At 67.1% G+C, this 24887-nt stretch carries 24 protein-coding genes and 1 tRNA gene; 12 read left to right on the top strand and 13 right to left on the bottom strand.

Annotated features, from left to right (window positions below; all coding sequences use genetic code 11):
- The first annotated feature begins 47 nt into the window (after positions 1 to 47).
- Positions 48 to 482, top strand: coding sequence for a tellurite resistance TerB family protein (locus tag H288_RS0103880; RefSeq protein WP_020091280.1), 435 nt, complete (start codon positions 48 to 50; stop codon positions 480 to 482).
- Between the two features lie 272 nt (positions 483 to 754).
- Positions 755 to 4051 carry an efflux RND transporter permease subunit gene (locus H288_RS0103875; protein ID WP_020091279.1) on the top strand — a complete coding sequence of 1099 codons (3297 nt, stop codon included), beginning with the start codon at positions 755 to 757 and terminating at the stop codon, positions 4049 to 4051.
- A 97-nt stretch (positions 4052 to 4148) separates the two neighbouring features.
- Here the strand turns inward: H288_RS0103875 and cynS are convergent, their stop codons facing one another.
- Positions 4149 to 4637 carry a cyanase gene (cynS, locus tag H288_RS32100; RefSeq protein WP_029358676.1) on the bottom strand — a complete coding sequence of 163 codons (489 nt, stop codon included), beginning with the start codon at positions 4635 to 4637 and terminating at the stop codon, positions 4149 to 4151.
- 306 nt (positions 4638 to 4943) lie between these two features.
- Here cynS and H288_RS0103865 point away from each other — a divergent pair, with 306 nt between their 5' ends.
- From H288_RS0103865 to H288_RS0103845, 5 genes are all read left to right on the top strand, one after another.
- Positions 4944 to 6836 (top strand): sigma 54-interacting transcriptional regulator, encoded by a 1893-nt coding sequence (locus H288_RS0103865; RefSeq protein ID WP_026604645.1) that lies wholly within the window; start codon positions 4944 to 4946, stop codon positions 6834 to 6836.
- 86 nt (positions 6837 to 6922) lie between these two features.
- Entirely contained in the window at positions 6923 to 8203 is a 1281-nt protein-coding gene (locus H288_RS0103860; protein WP_020091276.1) for an EAL domain-containing protein, read from the top strand.
- Positions 8204 to 8380: 177 nt separating this feature from the next.
- The gene (locus H288_RS0103855) at positions 8381 to 9943 is read left to right on the top strand and encodes a bifunctional tRNA (adenosine(37)-N6)-threonylcarbamoyltransferase complex ATPase subunit type 1 TsaE/phosphotransferase (RefSeq protein ID WP_020091275.1); all 1563 of its coding nucleotides are present in this window, start codon (positions 8381 to 8383) and stop codon (positions 9941 to 9943) included.
- 19 nt (positions 9944 to 9962) lie between these two features.
- Positions 9963 to 10715: a nucleotidyltransferase family protein gene (locus H288_RS0103850; RefSeq protein ID WP_020091274.1), complete on the top strand. Its 753-nt coding sequence runs from the start codon at positions 9963 to 9965 to the stop codon at positions 10713 to 10715.
- Positions 10716 to 10839: 124 nt separating this feature from the next.
- Positions 10840 to 10916 (top strand) — tRNA-Arg (locus tag H288_RS0103845).
- Between the two features lie 12 nt (positions 10917 to 10928).
- Here the strand turns inward: H288_RS0103845 and H288_RS32095 are convergent.
- From H288_RS32095 to H288_RS32090, 5 genes are all read right to left on the bottom strand, one after another.
- Complete coding sequence (locus H288_RS32095) at positions 10929 to 12080, bottom strand: tyrosine-type recombinase/integrase (protein ID WP_020091273.1); 1152 nt, start codon at positions 12078 to 12080, stop codon at positions 10929 to 10931.
- A gap of 180 nt (positions 12081 to 12260) precedes the next feature.
- Positions 12261 to 12812, bottom strand: a complete 552-nt coding sequence (locus H288_RS0103830) for a hypothetical protein (protein ID WP_020091271.1) — start codon at positions 12810 to 12812, stop codon at positions 12261 to 12263.
- A gap of 255 nt (positions 12813 to 13067) precedes the next feature.
- Positions 13068 to 13322 carry a hypothetical protein gene (locus H288_RS0103825; protein ID WP_020091270.1) on the bottom strand — a complete coding sequence of 85 codons (255 nt, stop codon included), beginning with the start codon at positions 13320 to 13322 and terminating at the stop codon, positions 13068 to 13070.
- Positions 13323 to 13325: 3 nt separating this feature from the next.
- Complete coding sequence (locus H288_RS0103820) at positions 13326 to 13751, bottom strand: hypothetical protein (RefSeq protein WP_158684196.1); 426 nt, start codon at positions 13749 to 13751, stop codon at positions 13326 to 13328.
- Positions 13752 to 13761: 10 nt separating this feature from the next.
- Entirely contained in the window at positions 13762 to 14001 is a 240-nt protein-coding gene (locus H288_RS32090; RefSeq protein ID WP_020091268.1) for a hypothetical protein, read from the bottom strand.
- A 154-nt stretch (positions 14002 to 14155) separates the two neighbouring features.
- On the opposite strand from H288_RS32090, the gene H288_RS0103810 reads away from it, so the two are divergent.
- The 3 genes from H288_RS0103810 to H288_RS33765 all read left to right on the top strand — a co-directional run bounded on the left by H288_RS0103810 (position 14156) and on the right by H288_RS33765 (position 15658).
- Positions 14156 to 14422, top strand: a complete 267-nt coding sequence (locus H288_RS0103810) for a helix-turn-helix transcriptional regulator (RefSeq protein ID WP_020091267.1) — start codon at positions 14156 to 14158, stop codon at positions 14420 to 14422.
- A complete protein-coding gene (locus tag H288_RS33770; RefSeq protein ID WP_081636432.1) occupies positions 14419 to 14664 on the top strand; it encodes a hypothetical protein in 246 nt (81 codons plus the stop codon). The genes H288_RS0103810 and H288_RS33770 overlap by 4 nt, the downstream gene beginning before the upstream one ends.
- Before the next feature lie 304 nt (positions 14665 to 14968).
- Entirely contained in the window at positions 14969 to 15658 is a 690-nt protein-coding gene (locus H288_RS33765) for a sce7726 family protein (RefSeq protein WP_158684197.1), read from the top strand.
- On the opposite strand, the gene H288_RS33760 is transcribed toward H288_RS33765, so the two are convergent.
- From H288_RS33760 to H288_RS33750, 3 genes are read right to left on the bottom strand one after another with little or no spacing between them, the layout of a single operon-like run.
- Positions 15624 to 16715, bottom strand: coding sequence for a beta family protein (locus tag H288_RS33760; RefSeq protein ID WP_081636431.1), 1092 nt, complete (start codon positions 16713 to 16715; stop codon positions 15624 to 15626). The two genes, H288_RS33765 and H288_RS33760, sit on opposite strands and share 35 nt — an antisense overlap.
- On the bottom strand, positions 16702 to 17979 hold the full coding sequence (locus H288_RS33755) for an XRE family transcriptional regulator (protein WP_081636430.1): 1278 nt from the start codon (positions 17977 to 17979) through the stop codon (positions 16702 to 16704). Before H288_RS33755 ends, H288_RS33760 begins: the two co-directional genes overlap by 14 nt.
- 14 nt (positions 17980 to 17993) lie before the next feature.
- Positions 17994 to 18455, bottom strand: coding sequence for a hypothetical protein (locus H288_RS33750; protein ID WP_026604642.1), 462 nt, complete (start codon positions 18453 to 18455; stop codon positions 17994 to 17996).
- 101 nt (positions 18456 to 18556) lie between these two features.
- Here H288_RS33750 and H288_RS0103800 point away from each other — a divergent pair, with 101 nt between their 5' ends.
- Positions 18557 to 19273 (top strand): thermonuclease family protein, encoded by a 717-nt coding sequence (locus tag H288_RS0103800; RefSeq protein WP_020091265.1) that lies wholly within the window; start codon positions 18557 to 18559, stop codon positions 19271 to 19273.
- Between the two features lie 100 nt (positions 19274 to 19373).
- Here the strand turns inward: H288_RS0103800 and H288_RS0103795 are convergent, their stop codons facing one another.
- Complete coding sequence (locus H288_RS0103795; RefSeq protein ID WP_158684195.1) at positions 19374 to 19625, bottom strand: hypothetical protein; 252 nt, start codon at positions 19623 to 19625, stop codon at positions 19374 to 19376.
- A 300-nt stretch (positions 19626 to 19925) separates the two neighbouring features.
- Here H288_RS0103795 and H288_RS0103790 point away from each other — a divergent pair, with 300 nt between their 5' ends.
- Positions 19926 to 20204, top strand: a complete 279-nt coding sequence (locus H288_RS0103790; RefSeq protein ID WP_020091263.1) for a hypothetical protein — start codon at positions 19926 to 19928, stop codon at positions 20202 to 20204.
- On the opposite strand, the gene H288_RS32085 is transcribed toward H288_RS0103790, so the two are convergent.
- The 3 genes from H288_RS32085 to H288_RS0103775 all read right to left on the bottom strand — a co-directional run bounded on the left by H288_RS32085 (position 20201) and on the right by H288_RS0103775 (position 24882).
- Complete coding sequence (locus tag H288_RS32085; RefSeq protein WP_043712111.1) at positions 20201 to 20479, bottom strand: hypothetical protein; 279 nt, start codon at positions 20477 to 20479, stop codon at positions 20201 to 20203. The two genes, H288_RS0103790 and H288_RS32085, sit on opposite strands and share 4 nt — an antisense overlap.
- A gap of 274 nt (positions 20480 to 20753) precedes the next feature.
- Positions 20754 to 21320, bottom strand: a complete 567-nt coding sequence (locus H288_RS0103780; protein WP_020091261.1) for a MucR family transcriptional regulator — start codon at positions 21318 to 21320, stop codon at positions 20754 to 20756.
- A 142-nt stretch (positions 21321 to 21462) separates the two neighbouring features.
- A complete protein-coding gene (locus tag H288_RS0103775; protein WP_020091260.1) occupies positions 21463 to 24882 on the bottom strand; it encodes a phage tail tape measure protein in 3420 nt (1139 codons plus the stop codon).
- Positions 24883 to 24887: the final 5 nt, after the last annotated feature.

The raw sequence follows: 24887 nt of genomic DNA, 5'->3' as shown, positions 1-24887 counted from the left end.
CTCCGCCGCCACAATATCCGCCATCTCAGGCCCGACGGGAGGTCGGCATGAGCATTTTCCAGGACGCCATCCTTCGGTTCGGCCGCACGATCATGTCGTACGCGGGCGACGCGGTCTTCCTGCAGGCCGCGGTCTCGTCCGCCGCCAACGTCATCGTGGCCGATGGCGACGTGGGCGAGGAGGAGATCGAGTCGGCGATCACCGGCATCCGCGCCAACCCGATCCTCGAGAAATCCTACGACACGCTGCGCGTCGAGCAGGAGCTCTACGAGGCGATCACCCGGGCCAAGACCCGGGCCGGGCGGCTGGAGAACCTGCGCCATGTCGGCGCCATCGCGGATCGGCCGATCGAGCAGCGCCAGGACGTGTTCCTGATCGGCGCGGACGTGGCCGATATCGACGGCATCAGCGAGGTCGAGCACAAGGCGCTCGACGAGATCGCCGGGGCGCTGCAGGTCGACAAGTCCGCCCTGCTGCGCTGATCCGGCCGGCCCGTCGCCCGGCAGACCCCGGGACGGCGCGCCGGGAACGCTCTCCCCGTCCGGCACCCGCATCCCGAGGTGACGCGGCCCGGCCCGCCGTGCCGGGTCTTCGCGGACGCCGGCACGGGCGCGAGGCCGCCGCCATCCCGAACCTGCGGCGACGCGGCCCGTCCCTTGCCTGACCGGACGTGATAGCGAAACAGTCCGGGTTTAGCCGGTGAGCCGGTATACAACGCGGAGTTGCCGGCCCGGGGCCGGACGGCGGAGACCGCATGGGCCTCGTCCTCTACGCGCTCAAGTTCCGGATCACGACCTACGTGCTCGCGGTCCTGATGATGCTCGGCGGCGTCGGGGCGATCGTCGTCGCGCCGAAGGACGTGCTGCCGGTCGTCGACATCCCGGTCGTCGTGGTGGTCTGGACCTATACCGGCCTCTCGGCGCCGGAGATGGAACAGCGCATCACGACCTACGCCGAGTACGGCATCTCCAACAACGTCAACAACATCCGCCGCATGGAGTCGACGACGCTCCAGGGCACGGCGGTGCAGCGGATCTACTTCGAACCCACCGTCAGCCTCAATCTCGCCATCGCCCAGGTGGTGTCCTCGACCAACTCGATCCGTGCCGTGATGCCCCCCGGCACGCAGCCGCCGGTGATCGTGCGCTACTCCGCCTCCTCGGTGCCGGTGATCCAGCTCGCCCTGACCTCGGCCAAGGAGAGCCTCAATCAGGTCTACGACTACGCCCAGTACCGGATCCGCCAGACCCTGGCGCAGGTCCCGGGCTCGACCCTGCCGTCACCCTTCGGCGGCGCGCCCCGGCAGATCATGGTCGACCTCGACCTCAACGCCCTCCAGGCGCTCGGCCTGACGCCGCTCGACGTCACCAACGCCATGACGGCCCAGAACCTGACCGTGCCGTCCGGCCTCGCCAAGATCGGCGAGCAGCAGTACCCCGTCCAGCTCAACGGCACCCCGCCGTCGATCGAGACCCTGAACCTCGCGCCGATCAAGGTGGTGGCCGGCCAGCCCGTGCTGGTGCGCGACGTCGCCTACGTCCGCGACGGCGGCCCGCCGCAGGTCAACGTGGTCAGTTCCGACGGCCAGCAGGCCGTGCTGATGCAGATCATCAAGAACGGCAACGCCTCGACCCTGAGCGTGGTCAACAACGTCAAGGCGGCGATGCCGACGATCCGCGCCGCCGCGCCCGAGGGGCTGGCGATCAAGCCGCTCTTCGACCAGTCGGTCTACGTCTCGAACGCCATCGAGGGGGTGCTCCACGAGGCGCTGACCGCGGCGGCCCTGACCGGCCTCGCCATCCTGCTGTTCCTCGGCTCCTGGCGCTCGACGATCATCGTGCTGATCTCGATCCCGCTCTGCGTCATGACCTCGCTCGCCGTGCTGGCGGCGCTCGGCGAGACCATCAACGTGATGACGCTGGGCGGCCTGGCGCTCGCGGTCGGCATCCTGGTGGACGACGCCACGGTGGCGATCGAGAACACCTACCGGCTGTTCGAGGAGGGCGAGGAGTTCCGCGAGAGCGTGGTCCACGGCGCCGCCGGCATCGCCAAGCCGGCGCTGATCTCGACGCTCGCGATCTGCGCGGCCTTCACGGCCGTGTTCGCGCTCACCGACACGCCGAAATACCTGTTCACCCCGCAGGCGCTCGCGGTCGTGTTCGCGATGCTGACCTCCTACCTGCTGTCGCGGACCCTGGTGCCCCTCCTGATCGACGTGATCGTGGCGCCGGAATACCGCCGGAAGCACGCCAAGGACCGGGACGCGCACCATGACGCGCACCCGGCGCAGCTCGCGGCGCCCCGGCGGGGCCGGATCGCCCGGGCCGTCGGCCTCGTGGGCGCCCCCGCGCTGCGGCTCGCCGGCCGGATCCACGGCGCGTTCGAGCGCGGCTTCGCGCGGTTCCACCGGGGCTATGTCGGGCTGCTCCACGCGGTGCTGCGCCACCGCGTCGTCACCGTGGGCGCCGTCGGCGGCGTGCTCGGCATGACCGGCGTGCTGTTCGTCTTCGTCGGCCAGGACTACTTCCCGCAGATCGAGGCGAGCCAGATGACCATGCATCTGCGCACCCGCGTCGGCATGCGCATCGAGACCGCCCGGCAGGTCTTAGCCGAGGTCGAGGACACCGTCCGCGAGGTGATCCCGGCGGGTGAGGTCGACCAGATCCTCCAGAACATCGGCCTGCCGTCGAACAACTACAACTTCGCGTTCTCGGACGGCTCGTTCGTCTCCTACAATGACGGGCAGATGCTGATCAGCCTGAAGGAGGGGCACGGCCCGGTGGCGGGCTACATGAAGCGCCTGCGCGAGGTGCTCATGAAGCGCTTCCCCGACGTGGTCGTCTACTTCCAGCCCGCCGACATGATCACCCAGATCCTGAACTTCGGCGTCCTCACGCCGATCGACGTGCAGGTCTCCGGCCGGCACAAGGAGAAGGACCTGGAGGTCGCCCAGCGCATCGTGCAGCGGCTGAAGCACACGAAGGGCCTCGTCGACGTCCACCTGCAGCAGATCGTCAACGAGCCGCAATTCTACGTCGACGTCGATCGGCGCCTCGCCTCCGAACTCGGGCTGACCGAGCAGCAGGTGGCGCAGAACATGAACATCTCGCTGTCCGGCAGCTACCAGGTCACGCCGAACTTCTGGCCGGACCCGAAGACCGGCATCCCCTACCAGCTCTGGGTGCAGACGCCCGAGTACCGCAACAGCTCGCTCACCGACCTGCGCAACACGCCGATGTTCGTGCGCGCCGCCGCGACCTCCGGCTCCGGCCCCGGGGTGCTGACCCTGCTGTCGAGCCTCGCGGACATCCGCCGGACGCCGACGCAGACCATGATCAGCCACGTCAACATCCAGCCGACCTTCGACATCTTCGCCTCGGTGCAGGACCGGGACCTCGGCTCGGTCGCGCGCGAGATCGACAGGATCGTCGAGGACGAGCAGAAGAACCTCGAGGCGCCGGACAAGATCGTCGTCCGCGGCCAGATCGAGAACATGCGCTCGGCCTTCTTCCGCCTGGAGATCGGCCTCGGCATCGCGCTGATCGCCGTCTACCTGCTGATGGCGGTGAACTACCAGAGCTGGGGCGACCCGTTCGTGGTGATCGCCGCCCTGCCGATGGCCTTCTGCGGCATCACCTTCGCGCTGTTCGTGACCGGCACGCCGTTCTCGATCCCGTCGATCTTCGGGGCGATCATGTCGGTGGGCATCGCCTCGGCGAACTCGATCCTGCTCGTCACCTTCGCCAAGGAGCACCGGGAGGAGACCGGGTGCAGCGCCCTGGAGGCGGCGATCACCGCGGGCGAGACCCGGCTGCGGCCGGTGCTGATGACCGCCTCGGCGATGTTCCTGGGGCTCATCCCGATGGCGCTCGGGACCGGCGAGGGCGGCGAGCAGAACGCCGCGCTCGCCCGCGCGGTCATGGGCGGCATCGCCTTCGCGACGCCCGCGACCCTGCTGCTGGTGCCCTTCCTCTACGTGCTGATGCGCGGCGGCCCGGCGCGGCCGGTGCAGGATTACCTGGAGCCGGAGGGCCGCCCGGCGGCGGCGTGAGGGACGGCGGCGCGTCGCGCGCCGCGGCCGGTGTCGCTGGCCCGATCCGGATGCCTGACCGTCGGATCCCGGTCGGGGGGATGCCCTTGCGGGTCGCTCACCCCTCCTTGAAGCCGTATTCCGGCGTGTCGTCGTCGTTGCCGTAGTACTTGTACGGCAGGAACTTGCCCGACATGGTGAGCTTCACGCGGTCGCCCTTGTTGTTGGCCTCCCGGGCCATGTCCATGTTGAAGTCGATCGCCGACATGATGCCGTCGCCGAACTCTTCCTGGATCAGCTCCTTGAAGGTCGTTCCGTAGACCATCACCAGCTCGTAGAACCGGTAGATCAGCGGGTCGGTGGGCGGCATGGACGGGATCGAGCCGCGATAGGGCGGCTCGTTGAGCATCCGCTCCTCGGCGGCGGTGAGGCCGAAGAGCTCGGCCGCCCGCTTGGCCTGGGCCTTCGGGAGCTTCATCTGGCCCATGCAGGCCGCGGTGATCAGGAACGGCGACAGGCCGCCGATCTCCGCGTGGATGTGCTTCCAGCTCCACCCCTTCTCGCGCTTGATGTCGAGAAGCTTCTCGGTGAGGTCTTCGCGCTTCATCGTCGGCTCCCGGATCTCGATCTGCGATGGGTCCGGTGAGGCCGCGCGCTCCGCGGCCCCACCCACCCGGTGTGGGTGCGCGTCCGGACCGCGACCGGTGAGGGGGGACGGTCGCGTCCGGACGCGGACATCCGCCGGGCGTCGTCGCGGCGCGCCTTCGGGAGCGGTGCCGGCCGACGGGCGGACAGCCTCATTCGGCAAAGGGTGTGCCAGAAGGGATGCCGGAGAAATCGCTCGGTCTGCCAGAGATTTGGTCGCCTGGAGATCGCTCACGACATCTCGTCGGAAACGAGATATCGTGAGCCAATGACGATATCTCGTGAGTCCGGTGCCGCCGGAAGCTTCGGGCCGGTCTTCGAGGCGAGCCCGGATCCCATGCTGGTCCTCGCGCCGGAGGAGGACCGGGTCGCGGACGCCAACCCGGCGGCGGCGCGCCTCCTCGGCTACGGCCGCCCGGCCTTGCGCGGCGCACGGGCGAGCGCCCTGTTCCCGGGCCAGCTCCCGGCGCTCACGGTCTTCACCGAGGCCGCGCTGGCCCGGGGGCACTGGTGGACGCGCACATTGGCGCCGCGCGACGCGGCCGGGCGCGACCTGCGGGTCGAGACCGCGGCCTTCCCGCTCCCGGGCGACGCGATGCGCCTCCTCGTCACCCTGGCGGACCCGGACACGCTCCACCGCCGCCAGGTCGACGGCGAGGCCGAGGCCCACATGCGCGCCGGCCTCTCGGAGTGGCAGCGCGTGGAGCGCATCTTCCGCGACATCGAGCGGGGCAACCAGCTGATCCTGCGCGCGGCCGGGGAGGGGATCTACGGCGTCAACGCGGAGGGCGTGACCACCTTCGTCAACCCGGCCGCCGCGCGCATGCTCGGCTGCGAGGCCGCCGACCTCGTCGGCCGGGACATGCACGCCGCCGTGCACCACACCCGCCCGGACGGGAGCCACTACCCCCACCGCGACTGCCCGATCTACGCGGCGTTCCGGGACGGGACCGTGCACCAAGTCGATCACGAGGTCTTCTGGCGCGCCGACGGCACCGCCTTCCCGGTCGAGTACACCTCGACGCCGATCCGCGACCGGGGGCGCCTGCTCGGCGCCGTCATCGTGTTCCGCGACATCAGCCAGCGCCGTGAGGCCGAGGCTCGCCTGACGAGCGCGCTCGCCGAGGTCGACTCCCTCCGGGAGCGCCTGGAGCTGGAGAACGCCTACCTGAAGGAGGAGATCCGGGCCGAGCGCCAGCACCAGGGCATCATCGGCCGCTCGCCCGCCATCGCGGCGACGCTCCGGCAGGTCGACCGCGTCGCCGCCACCGACGCCACCGTGCTGATCACCGGCGAATCCGGCACTGGCAAGGAGCTGATCGCCCGGGCGATCCACGAGGGCAGCCGCCGCAGTGCCCGCCCGATGATTCGCGTCAACTGCGCGGCGATCCCCCGCGAGCTGTTCGAGAGCGAGTTCTTCGGCCACGCCAAGGGCAGCTTCACGGGGGCGCTGCGCGACCGGATCGGCCGGTTCGAACTCGCCGACGGCGGCACGCTGTTCCTCGACGAGGTCGGCGAGATCCCCCTCGACCTCCAGGGCAAGCTGCTGCGCGTCCTGCAGGAGCGCTCGTTCGAGCGGGTCGGCGAGGCGCGCACGCGGGCGGTGGACGTGCGCGTGGTCGCGGCCACCAACCGGGACCTGCGCGCCGAGATCCGGGCGGGCCGCTTCCGGGAGGACCTCTACTTCCGCCTCAGTGTCTTCCCGATCCAGGCGCGGCCCCTGCGCGAGCGGCCCGAGGACATCCCGCCGATCGCCCAGCACCTGCTCCGGGTCGCCGCGCGCCGCCTCACCGTCCCGGAGCCGCGCCTCACGGAGGGCGATGTCCGCCGCCTCTGCCGCTATTCCTGGCCCGGCAACGTCCGGGAACTGGAGAACGTGATCGAGCGGGCGGTGATCCTCTCCGCCCGGGGGCGCCTCCGCCTCGACCTGCCCGACGGTGAGGCGACCGGACCCGCGGACGCGGCCAGCCCGGCCGCGCCGCCCGGCGGGCGGCCCGCCAGCGAGGCCGAGCGCCGGGCGCGCGACCGCGCCGAGATCGTCGCGGCCCTGGCGCTGGCGGGCGGCCGGATCTCCGGGCCGGGCGGCGCGGCCGCGCTCCTCGGCCTTCGGCCGACGACGCTGGCCTCGCGGATCAAGGCACATGGGATCCCGCGCGGCTGATCCGGCGGGCCCTTGATCCGATCTTAAGGCCGCTGTGCCAAAGCTCGCGCCGGGCTTTCCCCGCGAAGGCGCAGCGTCCCCGACCGATGCACGACCTCTCCGATCCCGTCACTCTCCCGGCCGGCACCGTCCTGTTCGAGGAGGGGGCGATCGGGCACTGCGCCTACCTGATCCTGAGCGGGCGCATCGCGATCTTCCGGCGGCGCGACGGCGGTGAGGCCGTGCTCGCCCGGCGCGGCCCCGGCGAGATCTTCGGCGAGATGGCCATCCTCGACGCCCTCCCGCGCTCCGCCGGCGCGCGCGCCGAGGCGGATTGCGTGCTCGTCCCGGTGGACGCGGCGCAGATCCGCCAGCGGCTCGCCGGCGCCGATCCGATCCTGCGCCTCTGCCTCGAGGGACTCATCGCCCGGTTTCGCGAGACCCTGCCCCGCCTCGGGCCGGCTTCCGCCGAGGGGCTTCAGGCGCCGCCGTCGCCCTCCGCCCGCGCCGATTTCGACGCGACGGTCGCGTCGCTCGCGCAGGAGCGCGCCCTGCGGCGCGCCCTGGCCCGGGACGAGTTCGCGCTGTTCCTGCAGCCGATCGTGCGGCTCGCCACCGGGCGCCTCGCCGGCTTCGAGGCCCTGATCCGCTGGCACGATCCCGAGCGCGGGCTCGTGCCCCCCGCCGCCTTCATTCCGGCCGCCGAGGCGAACGGCCTGATCCTGGCGATCACCGCCTGGGTGATCGACGCGATCGGCCGGATCGTGCCCCGCATCCTGCAGGCCGGCCTGCGCGCGCCCGCCTCCGTCGAGCCCTCCCTGTTCGTGAGCTTCAACGTCACGGCCCAGGATCTCGCCCGCGCGGACATACCGGGCCTCGTCGACGCGATGCTGCGCCGGACCGGCCTCGCGCCCGGCGCCCTCAAGATCGAGGTCACCGAGAGCGCGCTGATGCAGGATCCGGCCGGGGCCGCGGCCGCCCTCGCGCGCTGTCGCGCCGCCGGCCTCGGCATCGCGGTGGACGATTTCGGCACCGGCTACTCCTCGCTCAGCCATCTCAGCACCCTGCCGATCACCACGCTCAAGGTGGACCGGGCCTTCGTCCGGGCAATGCTGGCGGAGCCGCGCGATCGCCGGATCGTCCAGACCATCCTGCGGCTCGCCGAGGAGATCGGGGTGGCGGCGGTCGCGGAGGGCATCGAGGGCCGCGCCGAGGCGGAGGCCCTCGCGGCGATGGGCTGCGCCCTGGGCCAGGGCTACCATTTCGGCCGCCCGATGCCGGAGGCCGACGCCCTCGCGGCGGCGGCGGCCTGGAACGCCGACGCGTGGCGCGTCGGGCTCTCCGGGGAGGCTGATCCGGGGCGGCACGGGTTCCACGCCCGGGCCTGACGGATTCCCGGCCCCGGCGCGGTCTTTCGCCACCCCCGCGAGCGTGGTTTCGATGCACCGGGCGGGCGGGAAGCGCGCGGCTCCGGGCGGAAACGCTTGCATCCGGTGCGTGTTTTCGGACCATGCGTCTTCGGGTCTCGGAGGCGGGCTTTGGGCGGAGACGAGCGGGACGGGCAGATGGCCGAAGGGTCTGCGGGGGCATCCGCGCATCCGGCGCCCTGGGAATTCGTGCTGCCGGAGGAGACGGCCACCGAGGATCTCGGCCTGTTCCTGTCCGAGTTCCTGATGCCCGGGGACGTCGTGGCTCTGTCCGGCGGCCTGGGTGGTGGCAAGACCACGCTCGCCCGCGCGGTCATCCGCGAGCTCGCCGGCGACCCGCGCCTGGAGGTGCCGAGCCCGACCTTCACGCTGATCCAGCCCTACGCGGCCCGCGACGGCCAGCCGATCGTCCACGCCGACCTGTACCGGCTGCGCGACCCCGACGAGTTGGTGGAACTCGGCTTCGACGAGATGGCCGAGGGCGCGATCACCCTGGTGGAGTGGCCCGACCGGATGCCGCCCCGCGCCGGCCCGGTGCTGACCGTGGACCTGTCCCTGCGGGCGGAGTTCGGCCCCGAGGCGCGGCTCGCGCGGATCGACGGCACCGGCGGCATGCGCGCCCGCCTCGACCGGGCCCGCGCGGTGCGCCGCCTCCTCGACCGCAGCGGCTGGGACATCGCCGAGCGGACCTTGATGCAGGGGGACGCCTCCTCCCGCGCCTACGAGCGCCTGACCAAGCCCGACGGCACCAGCGCCGTGCTGATGATCGCGCCGCCGCGACCCGACGGGCCGCCGGTGCGGGACGGCAAGCCCTACAGCGCGATCGTGCACCTCGCCGAGAGCGTCCACGCCTTCGTGGCCCTCGACCGCGGCCTGCGGGCACTCGGCTTCTCGGCCCCGAAGATCTACGGCGAGGACCTGACCGAGGGCCTGCTCATCCTGGAGGATCTCGGCAGCGAGCCGGTGATCGAGGGGGGCGCCCCGCGGCCCGAGCGCTACGCCGAGGCCGTGCGCGTGCTGGCCAAGCTCCACGCCAACCCGCTGCCCCCGGTCCTGCCCGTGGCGGAGGGGATCGAGCACAGGCTGCCGCCCTACGACATGGAGGCGCTGCTGTTCGAGGCGGAGCTGATGCCCGAATGGTACGCCCCGGCGATCCGGAACGTCAGCCTGTCGGCGGAGGCGCGGGCGGCCTTCGTCGACCTGTGGCGGGGGGCGCTCCAGGGCGCGATCCCGGACCGGCCGACCTGGACCCTGCGCGACTACCATTCCCCGAACCTGATCTGGCTGCCCGAGCGCGACGGGCTGGAGCGGGTCGGTCTGATCGATTTCCAGGACGCCGTCATGGGCCACCCGGCCTACGACGTCGCCTCGCTGCTGCAGGATGCCCGGGTCGATTCCAGCGCGGAGTTCGAGCTGCGGCTCCTCGGCCTCTATGCCCGCGAGCGCCGCGGCCGGGACCCGACCTTCGACGTCGGCGCCTTCGCCACCGCCTACGCGCTGCTGGCGGCCCAGCGGGCCACCAAGATCCTCGGCATCTTCGCGCGCCTCGACCGGCGCGACGGCAAGCCCGGCTACCTCGCCCACCTGCCGCGGATCGAGGGCTACCTCGCGCGCAACCTCGCCCATCCGGCGCTCGCCGGTCTGCGGGCCTGGCACGCGGACCATCTGCCGGGCCTCGTCGCCCCGGCGCCCGACCCCTGACCACCGGATTCCCGACCGCATGAGCGATCCCAGCCCCGCCGTCAGCCGCGCCTTCGTCCTGGCCGCGGGCCTGGGCAAGCGCATGCGGCCGGTGACCGCCACCGTGCCGAAACCCCTGGTGGAGGTGTCCGGCAAGGCCCTGCTCGACCACGCCCTCGACCGGGTCGCCGAGGCCGGGATCGGGAGCGCAATCGTCAACGTCCACTACCTCGCCGACCTGATCGAGGGGCACCTCGCGCGCCGGGCCGAGGGGGCGGCCCCGGGACCGGCCACGACCGTCTCCGACGAGCGCGCGGCGCTGCTGGAGACGGGCGGCGGCATCCGCAAGGCGCTGCCGCTCCTGGGCGACGCGCCGTTCGTGGTGCTGAACTCGGATTCGTTCTGGCTCGAGGGGCCGGCCTCCAACCTGCGCCGGCTGATCGAGACCTGGGACGGGGACCGCATGGACGGCCTGCTGCTGGTGGCACCGACCGCCACCAGCCTCGGCTACGAGGGCGCCGGGGATTTCGTGATGGATCCGGACGGCCGCCTAGAGCGCCGCGGCGAGCGCGCGGTGGCGCCGTTCATCTACGCGGGGGTGGCGATCCTCACGCCGGGCCTCTTCGCCGACACGCCGGAGGGCGCGTTCTCGCTCAACCTGCTGTTCGACCGGGCGATCGCGGCGGGGCGGCTGTTCGGGATGCGGCTCGACGGCCAGTGGCTGCATGTCGGTACGCCGGAGGCGATCCGGGCCGCGGAGGAGCGCGTCCGCGCGAGCGCCCGGGCCCCGTAGAGAGCCGGATCCGGGGCACGACGCGCGGAGCGCGAAGTCCTTGTCCGAAGTGTCTTGCCAAGCCGGATCTGAGCCTCTAGAAGCCCCTTCACACCGGCGGGCCGAGAGCACGCCGCCGTGTCAGGCGCCCGTAGCTCAGCTGGATAGAGCACCAGACTACGAATCTGGGGGTCAGAGGTTCGAATCCTTTCGGGCGCGCCATCTAACCATCTGTCATCCATTAGCTTTTCCCTTTTCAGCTCTCGCGGCTGGATCGACAGTTTGCAGTTGGTTTGCAAACTTCGTTCGCGGTGAGTTCTCGAAATTGTGGATCGCCTGCTCGGCGAGCCCGCGGGTTCGCGCGAGGTAGCGCTCCAGGATCGCGTGCACGGTCTTGAGCGAGTGGCCTGTGATGGTCGCGATCTGCTGCGGCGTGCACCCAGCTTCCGACAGCAGCGTCACTGCCGTCCCGCGCAGGTCATGGAAGTGCAGCTTCACCGGCTCTTCGAGGCTCGGGAGCTCGACCTTCTCAAGCCCCGCCAGCTTGGCCGCCTTCTCCCAGGTCTCGGCGAAGTACCGCTTCAGGAATGGCTGCCCGGTCTTGGTGGTCAGGATCAGGGGCGATGCGCGATCCATGCCGTCCAGCATGACCCGGAGCGCCGAGGTGCACGGGATCGTCAGGAGCGGACCCGGCTTGCCGTTCCGGCGGCTCTTGCCCTGCCGAAGCCGTATGACCTGGCCGTCGTACGCGATCCACTTCAGGCTCAGGATGTCCGCCTGACGCTGGCCGGTGTGTAGGGCCAGGATCAAGGCTCGCTGCAGCTCGATTGGCGCCACAGCCATAAACGCGGCGATGTGCTCGGGTAGCCAGACGATCTCCGATCGGTCGGCGTGGTAGAGGCGCTTGAACCCCTTCAGGTGGTTCGCGGGGAGCCGGCTGCCGTCGACCGCCCAGGTCAGCATTGCCGAGATGGCAGAGAGCCGGTTGTCGGCCTCGCGATCGCCCGACGCCTTGGCCACTTTCTGTCGCCAGTCGAGGAAGTCGCGGCGGACCCGGGGATCTTCGAGCGCTTCGATCGGCAGGTCGCCGAACTGGGGCTCGGCCTTGGTCAGCATGCGCTTGTACTCGCGCTGCGTGGCCGCCCCAAGCCGATCGGTGAACTCTGGCGCCGTCGTGTAGGCGCGGACGAGTGCCGCGAACGTCTCACCGCTGTGCCGGGCCTTCAACGTTTCCTGGGCCCGAGCGTAGGAGGCGATGAACTCCGGCGACCCTGGCTCGCCCTCCAGGGGCAGGCCCGTGGCCCGGTGGTACCGGTAGACAGCCCGTGAGCCGTCCGCGAGCTGCTTCCGGACGGTGTTGATGCCCTTGAGCCTAACGCGCGTCACGGCTCGCCCTCCAGGCGTCCAGCTTCGACGTGGGCTCCGCGCGCGCGCTCTCGTCGGAGTGGACGACGATGCGACCGTCCTCGATCTCGACGCGGCTTACCTTGAGGCCAGCAGACTGGGCGCCTTTCACGGCTCGAGCGATGGCGGCTTGGGTGAAGACTGGGCGGCGAGCCATGGCAGCTACGCGTGCAACTGGAGGGGCGCGCGGCGGACGGTGCGGCCGCTCCTCGATTCGAGATAGCTCCGTGTCCGCTCAGCCAAGCCGATCGCGAGCCGGCCGATCGGCAGAACAATTGCCGAGGGGCAGCGCCGCAGCTCACGCGCTATGGCGTCTTGGTGGAACATCCCGACGCCGCTCGGGTCTGAGCCACCGAAGACCGCGAAGTACTGATCGGTCTCGTCGAGGGGAATGCCCCGCGGCCCCGGGTCGATCAGCGCCGGGTCGCAGAGGTCTAGCAGCAGGGCCTGGAAAGCCGCGCGCGACCGCTGCAGGGATACATGCATGGACATGCCCTGATCGATCAACGGCAACGCGCCGGCGATCGAGATCAGCGTGTCGCCATCATACAGACGGCGGCTGCCAACGATGCGGGACGGGATGAGATCTCGAGTATTCAGATTTTGCAGGAAGTTCGGCGTCAGGTTGTCGATCACGGCGAGTGTGCCTGCTTGACCCAGCAGCGGCTCGGTAACCCGCTTGGTCAGCCAAAGTAGAGGATGCTCGGATTTCATTGCTGTGGCTCCGATGTATGCTTTATCTGTAAGCAAGTACGGGCAACGTCAATCCAGATGGCGGCCCGGACATTTTTCGATCTTCGAAACTCCGACGCGGATAAAATTTTAAATGCCGCTAATAACGCTCAGGCGGGTCGAGATGTTTAGATTATCGAAACTTTGTTCAGATTATCGAAACATTCTCGGTCTCCGTGGCGGAAAGTGGCGACCGTTAAAATTTAGGCCGATAGGTGCGGCAGGACGCCGCAGCCTCTACTTGGCGTCCTCTAGATCGCGAGCGCCGCCGCGCAACCAGACGACCTGGGACTCGTGGCCCTCGGGAGCTCCCAGGCTCGGCTCCGCATCGGCGCCGTCCTCAAGGTCTGGATCGCCGTCCATCTCATCGAGCACGGCAACCAAGTTCTCGACGCAGTCGAGGGCCAACGCGAGCGCGCCCTCAATGCGGGTGCGCGTGTCCGGCATGCGGGCCGGCTTGGTGCGAAGCTGGAAACGGATCAGGTCACCCATAACTCAGAGCCTCGTCCTAAGGGCTTCAGCGGCGGTGGCGAGCAGTTCGGCAGCGCCGTCGTGGCGGGCAGTCTCGGCGACGTCGCCGAGACGATCGATGCACCTGTCCATCAAGCTCGTGCACAGGCCGAGTTGCCAGTGCGCCAGGCGACCGGAGGCGTTGGGCACCTCAGTGCCGTCCGGAGCGGTCTCAATGCTGCAGGGGCGGCAGGTCATCGCGACACAGACCTCGGCGAGGACCGAAGCTGTATCGTGCAACTCCACGAGCTCGGGGACGGACAGCGCGTCGAGCGCCACCGCGGCTGCCACGGCGCCCGGTGTCGGCATCACCGCCGGGGGCTTCGGCTTAGTGCGGCGGGTCGCGTTGTGGCGCAGCGCGGCCGCGCGCTGGCGCAGACCGGAGGGCTGGTAAGGGCGTGCTTGCTTCACAGGAGCCTCCTCAGGCGAGCGGCAGGTAGCCGTAGGCAGCGATGCCTCCGGCGATGATGATCACGGCCGTCAGCAGCTCGCCGGCGACATCCAGGAAGCGCGGGGCCCGGACGTGGGCGGTGTCCGGCCGCGTGGCGCGAATGACCGGGCCCCGGACGATGAGGTCCGGATCGAGCAAGGCGTCGGCTCTGGTCGGCGGGGTGGTGAGCCGGCGCTTGGCCGGGCGTGAGGCGAGCGGGGGCGTTGCCATACCGGGAATCTCCGGGGCTAAAGCTTCAGGGGTGTGCGTGGGACCGCGCTTTCGCGCAGGCGTCAGGCCTCGGCCGCGTTGCTCGTGCTGGCCGCGTCTGATACTATCGGTATTAAACGACGATGCCGGATGGCGTCAATACCGAAAGTATCAAATGGCCATCTCGACGCGTCAGGCGAAGGCGGCTCGGGCTCTCCTGGCGTGGTCACAGGAGGATCTCGCTCGCGAGTCGGGCGTGTCGATTCCGACAGTGAAGCGGTTAGAAGCAGAGGACGGCCCGATCGGTGGTCGCGCCGATACCGGGGCGAAGCTCCAGGCCGCCCTGGAGGCGGCCGGCGTCATCTTCATCCAAGAGAACGGCGAGGGGCCAGGCGTCAGGCTCCGCAAGACCGACGCAGGGGAACACCGGAGGCCGGCATGACGAAGCTGCCCCTCGGCATGCTGCCTCGAGGGCTTAGCCGTGAGCAGGCCGCAGAGTACTGCGGCTGCGGTTCGGTCTCTTCGTTCGACGATTGGGTCCGAAAGGGAATCGTGCCACGGGCCATGAGGGGCACGAATCGCTGGGACCGTAAGGCGATCGACCGCGCGCTCGACCGCCATTCCGGACTGGCTTCCGAGCCCGGTCGATCGTTCGAGGAATGGGCAGCCGAGCACATGAGCTGACGCGTCTTCGACGGTTGCGCGGCTGGACCCACCGCTGTTCCTGTAGGGGGGCTGCGCTGGTACGAGAGCGACGCTACGGGCTGATCTCGAAGCGGCCGAGGTCATCTTCATGCAGAAGAACGGCGATCCAGGAATCCGGCGTCCTGATAACGGCGCTCTGTGGCTTGGCCGCTGCTTCTCCGCGCAGTCACATCGTGACATTTTGCGGAAAGCTATCAGCGTGCCTCCTCGAAAAGTTCGCTTTTTGTTCTAAACTGCCGGTTCGAACAGATTACCGTTGGATACAGCCACCTGGACCGTCACTATGACACCCCCCAATGACGGACGCGGCTCACGCAGCCGTTCCGTCGAACGTACTCGGCCTGACATCTCCTTGGACGCCAGCGGAGACGAGGGCGTCTTGCGCTCCCGTTGCACCTTGTCCAGCAACGAAGGAGCCATCCGGGCTGCGCTCAAAAATAAGTGCCGACGTCAGCACTACGGGAGAGACGATGTGCTCGTCATTGATGAGCTCGGCTTGGCTCACGCGCGCAGCAGAATTGATCTAGCTGTGTTCAATGGTAGTTTGCACGGATATGAAATAAAAAGCGCGAATGACACACTATATCGGCTTCCGATGCAGCTCGATATTTATTCCTCAGCGCTCCAGAAACTTACGCTTGTGGTCGCTACCCGTCATGTATCCGCAACGTTTGCGCTGATACCCGATTGGTGCGGATTGATAGAAATTGTTGATGGTCCCCGCGGAGGTCTAAAATTTGAGACACGGCGGCGATCTTCCCTCAATCCAAAATTAGACCCTTTCGTATTTGCGCATCTCTTGTGGAGAAGCGAGGCGCAAGAGCTTTTGAAACTTTGTGGAGTAGCTTTGTCCGATCTTAATGCTCCCAGGAAGGCTTTGTACAGAAAATTAGTAGATGAATATTCTGTCCGCGAGCTGGCCTCTGCGATAAAATCTTCTATGGCGTCGCGTACAAGGTGGCGAGATCATTAGTCGCCATTGTGATATGGTGATTTATGCAGACGTCTTTCCACCGGGTTAGGCTGCTTGGGCTCTCAATCATTGCCGCACAGTCGGCAATATACTTGTCGCCGTACGAAAAGGCGGCCCCTTGGAATGAGAACGGCGCCTCGGCCATCACCTTCTTACAATGGCTGTGCATTTGGGCGGGATCATCGCGAAATGCGCCGCCCTTACGAGTCGCCCACGTCTCGGGCGTGGTGTAAATGATCTTGCCGGCTGCCTTTATTTTGCGCATATCCATCACTTTGAAATCAGGATGCACAATAGTGTGGTCGCCGTAAATAGGTCTGCGCATATCCGCCGGCAGCATTCCAATAAAAGTTTTGAAAAATAGCCAGTCGTGACGCGGTATTTCGTCTGATCCCTTCGCTATATTCACGAACGAGTCGGGTATCGCTGTCCCGAGCAAAACGACTGTTCTTATCTCATACAAATTGCCCAGCCGTTTAAGTGCCGTTATGAGCGCCTTTGCGAAGGCCGTATAGGGTTCGAAATTCGGCGCGCGTAAGTCGACTATGACGTCCAGTTCGTCTAACGGTATGTCAAGATTGGCCGCGAATGTCTCGATAGACTTGCGCGGATTGCCAATCATCAAGTCCTCTATCCGAAGCAAGACAGCGGCCCCCTGGCTGTCCTTAGCGACAGCGCGGGCGACTGCGTCCACTGTTGCCGCATCGGCTGCTAAGGGCAGCGCTGGAACCGCTAAGTGATCCTTGGGGCGCAGCCCATCGAAGATGAAGTCGAAAATATGAGTGCCGTCATTCATCCGACCGGCCGCGATCTCTGCATCTAACGCGATCCAGGCCGGCCGTCGTCCCCATTTAGCCTGAAACCGCGAGACGAAAGGATGCACGTGCTCATGGATCGACTTTTTGGGGCGCCAGAGCTCGAAGTCAAATTCGACCGGGGGTATTGTTATAAGTGGTACCACTTTATCTTTCACTGCTGGCGCCAGGCGGAGAAGGGCTTGATACTCCCCCTGGCGCCAGCGCAAAGCTGGCACATAGGTATCATCAAACAAGTTCATCGTTGTCGTCCTCGAACTGGTTAGAAACCCGTCCCTGACCCACAAGATTTGTTAGAATGGTGAAATCGTTCAGTTCTTTGCGGATCCGCCCTGCAATTATGCTGGGATCAATTCCGATGTTCTTGGCATCAATCTGTACGGCTTCCTCAGATAGGGCGAAGCGCGACAGGCACTCGTCCCATTTTGCTTCTGGTATCAGGCAATCGAGCGAAAACTTATCGGCTTCTCGTTCGACTACGTCATCGCCAGATGTCTTTTCTTCGTCAAAGAAGTCGTACCGAAGGCCTCGAGGAAGATGCAAAAATACATGCCCGAGTTCGTGGAATAGAACAAACCAGAAGTTATCAAGTCGATCAAATCTCAAGGTGACTGCTATGACAGGTCTATCTTTATCGTCCAGCATCGCGGCGCCGTCTAAGTAGGTGCCCGATAGATGCTTTTCGACAATCAAAACAATTCCTTTGGACAGAAGTAAATTTTGAGCTTGCCTGGGACCATCTGCGCGCCGTGTCAGTGCAATGAGATCTGGTAACCAGCGGTCATCCAACTCGAACTCTGGCGGATCGTGCGTCTCGACTACTTTTCGAGCGCGCTCTAGGATGCGCGCTTGCCAAGCAAGAAGAGCATACTCATTTGGCGCGGAGCTGCCGTGCATCTTTTTGCGATGGTACGCGGTCGCGAACTGTGGCCCTGCCGCACGCATAAAATAGTCGCGCGCAAGCGCAAATACGTCGGCCCTTCGTGGCAGATCAAACCACCCTCTACGTGCCATTTCGCGAGCAGGGAGCTGCTTCCAGACTATGTCGTCCACGTTGTCCCACGAAAATATAGCGCCTTTCGACTCGTCGCCGGCCTCAAATAGACCGGTGGTGTGCACATTCAGAGCTCTTGATACCTCGACTAATCTATTGAGGCTTGCGCCCATATATTCCGAAGCCTCATAGCGTTGAATTTGCTGAGGCTTCATCCCAAGTTTTTCGGCTAAGTCCGTTTGACTGAGTCCAGAAGCGATCCGCGCCTGAACTAGGACGGAGGGCAGGCTCTCCAGTGAGTGCGATTTTGCAAACGTTATTTCCCCTGCTTTCAATAATTCGTAGTGAGTAAGCTCAGCTTCTACACTGGCAATCTGGCTTTTGATCGCAGCCGCTTCGATCTCTTTCAGCCGAGTTTGATCAGTCGGCCGCACCTTCATTGCCGCCAGGGCGTCCCGTAGCTTGCTCAGCTGATCGGTAGAGATGCTGTACTGCTTGTCGCTGTAAATCATGGCGTCACCGTCATTCAAAGCATCGAGTCTACTGTCAGGTCGATCAGCAGAAGGCCTTTCGGAGCCCCCGTGAACCGATCCACTTGGAAAAACTCGATAAAAGTGGTGCCGACTTGGTCTGCCGGAACGGAGGAAGGGAAGAACTCCCCTTTGAATTTCGCCTTCTGCGCGGCGCGCTGATTGTCGAAGGTCAACAGCACCGGATCAAGCTGGGCGAGATCCACTCCGGCCGGGTCCCAGCACGCGTCGAAATCGCCCGGAGCGGGTTTGGCCGATACGAAACTGCCGTCGAGGAAAGCTCGTACGCAACCGGCGGCCCGCAGGCTCCGCAACGCAGCTATCAAGCCTTCGAACTGGGCGCGCCGGCTCACGTTGATTGCAAACCTGGCTTCGATTTCGCGCAGGCTCGCCGGGTGTAGCCCGGTGGGCAGTACGGCCCAAGGGGAGCCAGCCAAGGTGACTAGGGCGGGAATCATGTTACAACAATAGTGTTGTAAGTCGGTGCTGTCAATGAGGCGTTCTGCCCTTGTTCGCAGGACGGGCTGGCGCTGTTTCTTGAGTTAGCGGGATCGCCAGGATGCGCTATCGCTCACAGATGCGTACAGCCCTCGCCGCCCTCCTGCTGCTCACCAGCCCGGCCCTGGCCGCGGAGCCGATCGTCGGGCGCGCTTCGGTCATCGACGGCGACACCGTGGTGATCCGTGGGACCCGCATCCGCCTGCACGGCATCGACGCGCCGGAGAGCGCGCAGCTCTGCCAGGACGCGGCCGGCAAGTCCTACCGCTGCGGGCAAGTGGCGGCGCTCGCGCTGGCTGACCGGATCGGCGAGGCGAACATCTCGTGCGAGCCGCGCGACACCGACAGGTACGGCCGTACCGTCGCCGTGTGCCGGAAGGGCGACGAGGACCTGAGCGCTTGGCTGGTCGAACAGGGCTACGCCACGGCCTACCAGCGCTACTCCCGCGACTACGTCGGGGCGGAGACCACTGCGAGGGCGCTGAAGCGCGGGCTCTGGGCTGGCACCTTCGATCCGCCGTCGGACTGGAGGCGCGCCAAGCGCGCGAGCGGCGTCGAGACCCGGCCGGAGATGGAGAAGCCCCCGGCGGCCGCTCCGGCGCCGGTGCAGACCGCCTGCGCGATCAAGGGCAACATCTCGCGCAAGGGCGACAAGATCTACCATCTGCCCGGAACACGGGACTACGACCGAACCGTCATCACCACGAGCTCGGGCGAGCGCATGTTCTGCAGCGAGGACGAAGCGAAGGCAGCGGGCTGGCGGGCGGCCCGAGGCTGATCCGGCCTCGTCCACTCGGCGCCGCCCCGATCTGCTCACGGGGCGGGGGAGCGCCTGATCTCGCCGGCGCGCGGCTCCACTGCCTGGACACTCGGCGACCTCACCGGCGTAGAGAGAAGATTACGCGCGGCTCTTCTCGACCGTGGCCCTTAACGGTCGCGATTGGGATGCCGCTGCTGTCGCGGATCATAATAACGGCGTGTCGGTCACCGCCCAAGCGATCGATGTCGCCCAAGACGACTGCCAGCATGTATGTTGCGTGCGAGACAGCGTCGTCGAGGTCTTTCACAAAAATGCCGACGTCATCCCAGTCGGATAGACTGCCTGCGTGGACATCGAAGAAGTAGCGCAATCTGAGCCTCCCGAGCAGAGGCGAGGCCCGGCGGGCGCGACTGTGCAGCGAAGCCAACGCGTCAGAGACCATTTGGTGGCTGCGGATGCGCGTGTCATGGTGGGGTATGTCAGTTCCACTCCACCCCTTTGCCGTCGACGTGAGACGGTCCCGTTCGGGGAACGGTCGATTTATCTGGACTATTCGGCGATCGGGTGCGCTGATCAGCCAATCCATCCTTGACTACGGGACTTTCGAAGAAGCTCGGCTTGATATGAGGGCGGCTCTGACGAAGAGCGTTGCTGCGTGGGAGAGGTCAGAATGGCCGCTACAACACCCAAGCATCCGGACAAGCTCGGCGCCAAGAAACTGACGCCGCAGGAGCAGCTCAAACGCTTCCACGATGTCGTGGGATCAGAGGCTCATGGTGACGTGCCGAAAGTGAAGCACACCGAGCCCGGAGCGGAGAAGCTCGCCGCTGAGGAACAGCCCCGCCGGTTCATCGAAGCCGCGCGTGAGGCTGTAGCGGACCAGAATGAAGCCGACTTCGATGCCGCGTTGAGGCGGATCGCGAAGCCGGCCGCAAAGACCAATTCCTAGCTGAGAGTGTCTTCTTCCGGCTCGGGAATGGGACTATCGCCGATCCATAGCCCAGCGAACGTCAGAGCTGCGGTGTAGACGGTTCGGTTGTTACCATCGCGAACGAGCACGGTGAAAGCCTGCCTGTCCCCGTCTTTGGGGATCTCATCTCGGGCGATCGCCGGGAGTGAACGCATCGCCTCGTGACGGATGCCCTCCATGCCGTCGCACTCCGTGCCAACGGGGTCGCGTGAGAAGGTGGATCCAGTGTGGATGTCGAAGAAGTAACGAGACATGTCGCTCACCGCTAGCTGGGGCGGGAGCACACGCATCTTCCGGCCGCCGGCGCCCGGAAGGTCCTGCCAGCGATGGACGGTTCTTGCACAACCAGCGCCGGCCTGCATTCACATGTGTCAGCCCCGACGCACGAAAAGCCCGCGCCGGCGAACCGGGCGGGCTTCTCGCCGGAGGTCGTAGTGTCAACGCGGAGCCTCCGGCTTGGCGCCAGCGGTTGAGACGGGCACCCAGGAAGAGCGTTAGCACGCGGGCTATGAACAATGCCCGCCACTCTCACTCCGCAGCAGCAGCGGCCTTCTTACGACCACGAGTGGGCTTCTCGGCCAGCGCAGCCACCGCCTCACCCGCCTTCTTCGGGCCCCGGGCCTTGGGCGCCTCCGCAACCGTCTCGTCGGCGGCGGCAGCCTTCGGGGCCGCGTTGCGACGCTGCTGGCCCAAGCCCGCACTCTTTGCGAGCGCGGAGCGCTGGGCTGAGTAATTGGCCGCCGTAGACGGGTAGTCGCGCGGCAAGCCGAAGCGCTCCCGGTACTCCTCGAACGTTAGACCGGCGCCGGTGATGTGGCGCTTAAGCGTCTTGTACGACTTGCCGTCGAGGAAGCTGATCAGCGCGTCCGGCGAGATGGATTTCCGGATCTGAGCCGGGGTCGCTTTCTCCACCGTCGGCACGGCCGAAGCAGAGGTGCCGCTGAGGCCGGACAGAGCCGCGTGAACCTTGGCCAGGAGGGCCGGAAGGTCGGCCGGCTGAACCGAGTTCTTCGACACGTATGCCGCAACGATGTCAGAGGTGAGCTCGATGAAACTCGTCTGTTCCACCGCAGCAATTGCTGCGTTCTCGTCCATTTGCGTCTCCTCGATAGGCTGCCGCAACGAACGATGCCAACGCGATCATTAGTCAAGAGATATTTGCGTTTTTCTGAAAGAATATGGCGAATATCCGCCCTTTCGTAGAAGATTTCTGATTTGCATCGCCAGACACGCTCTCTCAACTCCAGTCGCTCAGGTCTTCCTTCGCGCCAGGGCACGTGATCCCCATATCTGCGGTGAGGCCACCACGGCTCCTCACCTTGAGCGAGGTGGCTCGCAGGCCTGCCTGCCGTAGCCCCGTCACTTCGATCTGACCGTGGAAGCCGGACTGGCCGAACTTCTCGATGTGCCGGCCCAGCTCGGCCACATGCTCGCGGAGCTCCGACATTCCTCGGCCGCCACCGCTTCCGATGCCGCCCGCCGGAGCGTCTGGGATCTCCAGGCCGCTGCGGGTAATCGACCGGATCGACCCGTCCGGCATCCGCATGGTCCCGTCGCCGAGGTCGAGCCCTTCCTTGCCGTCGAGCCCCCTGATCAGCTTGGGCTCGAGCGCAGCCGCATCCTTCGCGACACCGGCGCCCAACGGCGCCCGATCGCCCCGGCGGATGGCCGCACGGAGCGCCGGGTTGAAGGGGGCCCAGTCCTTCGGCCGGCCGCCGCTCGCTCGAAGCAGGGCCAGCGCGACCCGCGTCTGCTCCTCCAGGGTGGACGACATGGCGTTCCGCGTCTTGATCCCGAGGCCGGGCGCGAGCCGCCGCCAGTTCGAGTTCAGGATCTGGAAGTAGCCCTGCGCGGTAGCGCCCCGGGCCGTCATCGGGTCGAGGCCCTGGCGGGTGCCCACGTAGTTCAGGGTGTTCCGGCCGTGGCTCTCGTGCAACTGGATGAGGCCGAGCATGTTCCGCTCGGCGTCGGTCATGTCGACCGAGGCTGGGATGCCGGGTATCGACCCGCCACCGCCGGAGCTGCCCCCACCGCCGCGAACGCTCAGCCCGCCTCCACCGCCGCCGCCCGTACCGATCCCGCTGCCGATGCTGCCGTCGCCGCTGCCGGACCGGCGAATCATGCCGCTCAGGTCACCGCCGCTAGCGCCGCCGCCGAAACTGGCCTTCTGGATCAGGCCTGAACCTCCGCCGGCACCGCCGCCCATGCCCTCGCCCGGCATGAAGTGGATCGGAACGAAAATGCCCTGGCGGAACTGCTCGTTGAGCCGCTGGAACAACGTCTTGCCCTCGGCCTCGACCTCGGGGGCCTTCTCCTTCACGCCCTCCGCGATGCCCTTCCCGACTTTCGTCCCGGTGTCCTTGCCGACCTCGTCCGCCTTCTTGCCCAGCACCATGTCGGGCAGGTTCGGATCCAGGGCGCCGAGAAGGCCACGCCCGACGCCCTCCTTGCTGAACTCGGGCATCTGCAGGGTGTCGTACTGCTTCGCGAGCTCGGCCAGGCCGCCGATCGCCGTGATGCCCAGCGCCCCCTTCGCCAGCCCGGCCAGCTTGCCGCCCTTCCTCGCCGCGTCCGGCAGGCCGCCACCGTTCACCGCCAGCTTCGCGGCCGCCAGTTCCAGCGAGGCCGCCGACTTCGTGAGCGCCAGGGCCGATCCCATCAGGCCAAGCGTGCCGGCGGCCTCGGCGATCTTCCCGCCGGCCACGGTAACCGAGGTCCCCAGCGCGACGATCTTGGGGTCGAGCTCGGCGATGTGCTGCTGGAAGTCGGCGATGGCCGTGGCCGCCCGGGTCAGCAGGCCGCCGCCCTCGCCGTTGTTGTCGAGCGACCGACCCATGGCGGTCTCGACGTTGAGGCGGGTGTTCTCGATGCGCTTCTGCGCGCCGTAGAACCCGCCCATCACCGCGTCGCCGATCGACTTGGCGAACCCCTCGGGCGTGTCCGCGATCTTCTTGCGGTACTCGTCGAACAGCTCGGGCTTCTGGGCGATCGATCCCAGCTTGCCGCCGTGCTCCCGGGTCACCAGGGCGTTGAGCTGCGCCTGGGTCGGGTGGGCGTTGATCACGGCCCGGAGCAGGCCCTCGGTGTCCACCGACTCGGCCGCCATCTTGTAGAAGTCGCCGACCGTCTTTGCGATGGCGTGGGCGTCGGCCGCCTTGAGCTGCCCCTTCTTGTTCTTGTCGAAGCTCTGCCCGATGATCCCGGTCGCGCTGGCCGTGAACTTGTCCCGGTCCAGCAGGGCGTCAGGGTCATTCATCAGCGCCTGCAGGCGCTGCATCTGCCGGGGCGACATGTCCTTGCCGAACGTGCGCTTCACCGAGCTGCCGAGCCGGTCGGCGTTCAGCGCGTCCGGCATGCGCACGAAGTTCTGGTACTTCACGCCCATGGCGTCGAGGGCGGTCAGGCCTTGCTTGGACGGGGCGATGAACTTCGAGGAGATGCCGCGCGCCGCGGTGCCGGCCTCCTCGCCGGAGTAGCCGGACTTCCGCAGGAGCGCGAAGATGGTGTCCATGGTCTCGATCGAGAACCCGGCGCCGGTCGAGGTCGCGCCGCCCATCTTGAACGCGGCCTGGATGTCGTGGTCCTCCAGCCCGCCGACCTTCGCGGTCTTCACCGCCAGATCGACGTTGCGGCGCATGACCTTCGTGGCCGTAGCCGCGTCCTCGATGTGCTGATTGGTCGAGAACACGATGCCTTCGAGCGTCTTGGCCGCGCTCGGGAGCTCGACGTTCATCGCCTGGGCGTAGTTCAGGATCTCCTCTACGAAGGGCTCGACCAGATCCTTGCGCACGCCTCGGCCGGCGAGCGTCCGCTGGGCGTGCAGCACCTGGATGTCGTTAAAGGTCGAGGCGCCGCCGAGCCGCACGGCCTGGTTGATCCGGCTCGACCGCTCCTCCTTCGTGAGCCCCGCCATGGCAACCTGCCGGCGGATCTCCATGTCGAACTCGGCGTAGGTGTGCTCGGCCGCCTTGGCCGTCGCATCGATCTTGCCGCCGGCCACGACGGCCCCGGCGGAGACCAAGCCACGGCGGGCTGCGGTGCGCTCCTGATTGACCACGGCCCGCTTGGCCGCGAGGTCCTCGGCGGCGACCTGGCGCCGGAAGGCAGCGGCGGCCTGATCGGTGCTCCGCGCCAGGGTGCGCTGCTGCTGCTCGACCCGGGACAGGTCCACGCCATAGCGAGAGGCCGCACTCTCGGCCGCCCTGAGCGCCGCCGTCTCGGCGCTGAAGGCTGCCGTCAGGGCCTTGGTGTCGTTGACGGCCGCCCGATGCGCATCACCGAGGCGCCGAACCTCGGCGGCGAGCCGCGCGGCCTGCGCCGCCTGCTCGCTCCCCTTGATGAATGCCTGAGACTTGCCGTACTCGGCCGCCGCCTTCTTCGCCACGTCGTACTCGCGGGCCAGCCGCGTCGCCTGCGCGCCGACCCGCTGCATCCCCTGCACCGTCGCCTCGAGCGGCTTGCGGGCATCCATCACGGCCGCCGCGGCCTTGGCCGCCTTGGCTTGCTGCTCCCAGGCGCGGCTCAGCTTGGCGGCCTCGGCCGTGTACTTGGTCACGTCGAGGCCTTGCTGAATCGCCTTGGCGACCTTGGCCATCTCGGCCTCGACCCGCGACTCGGCTGTGATGAGGAGCTTGGCCTCGATGGTCTTGGACGCCATGGCGG

The sequence above is a fragment of the Methylobacterium sp. 285MFTsu5.1 genome, assembly GCF_000383455.1.
Classification (GTDB): Bacteria; Pseudomonadota; Alphaproteobacteria; order Rhizobiales; family Beijerinckiaceae; genus Methylobacterium.
The sequence above is the reverse complement of the archived record's forward strand: the minus strand, read 5'-3'. Positions and strand labels throughout refer to the sequence as shown.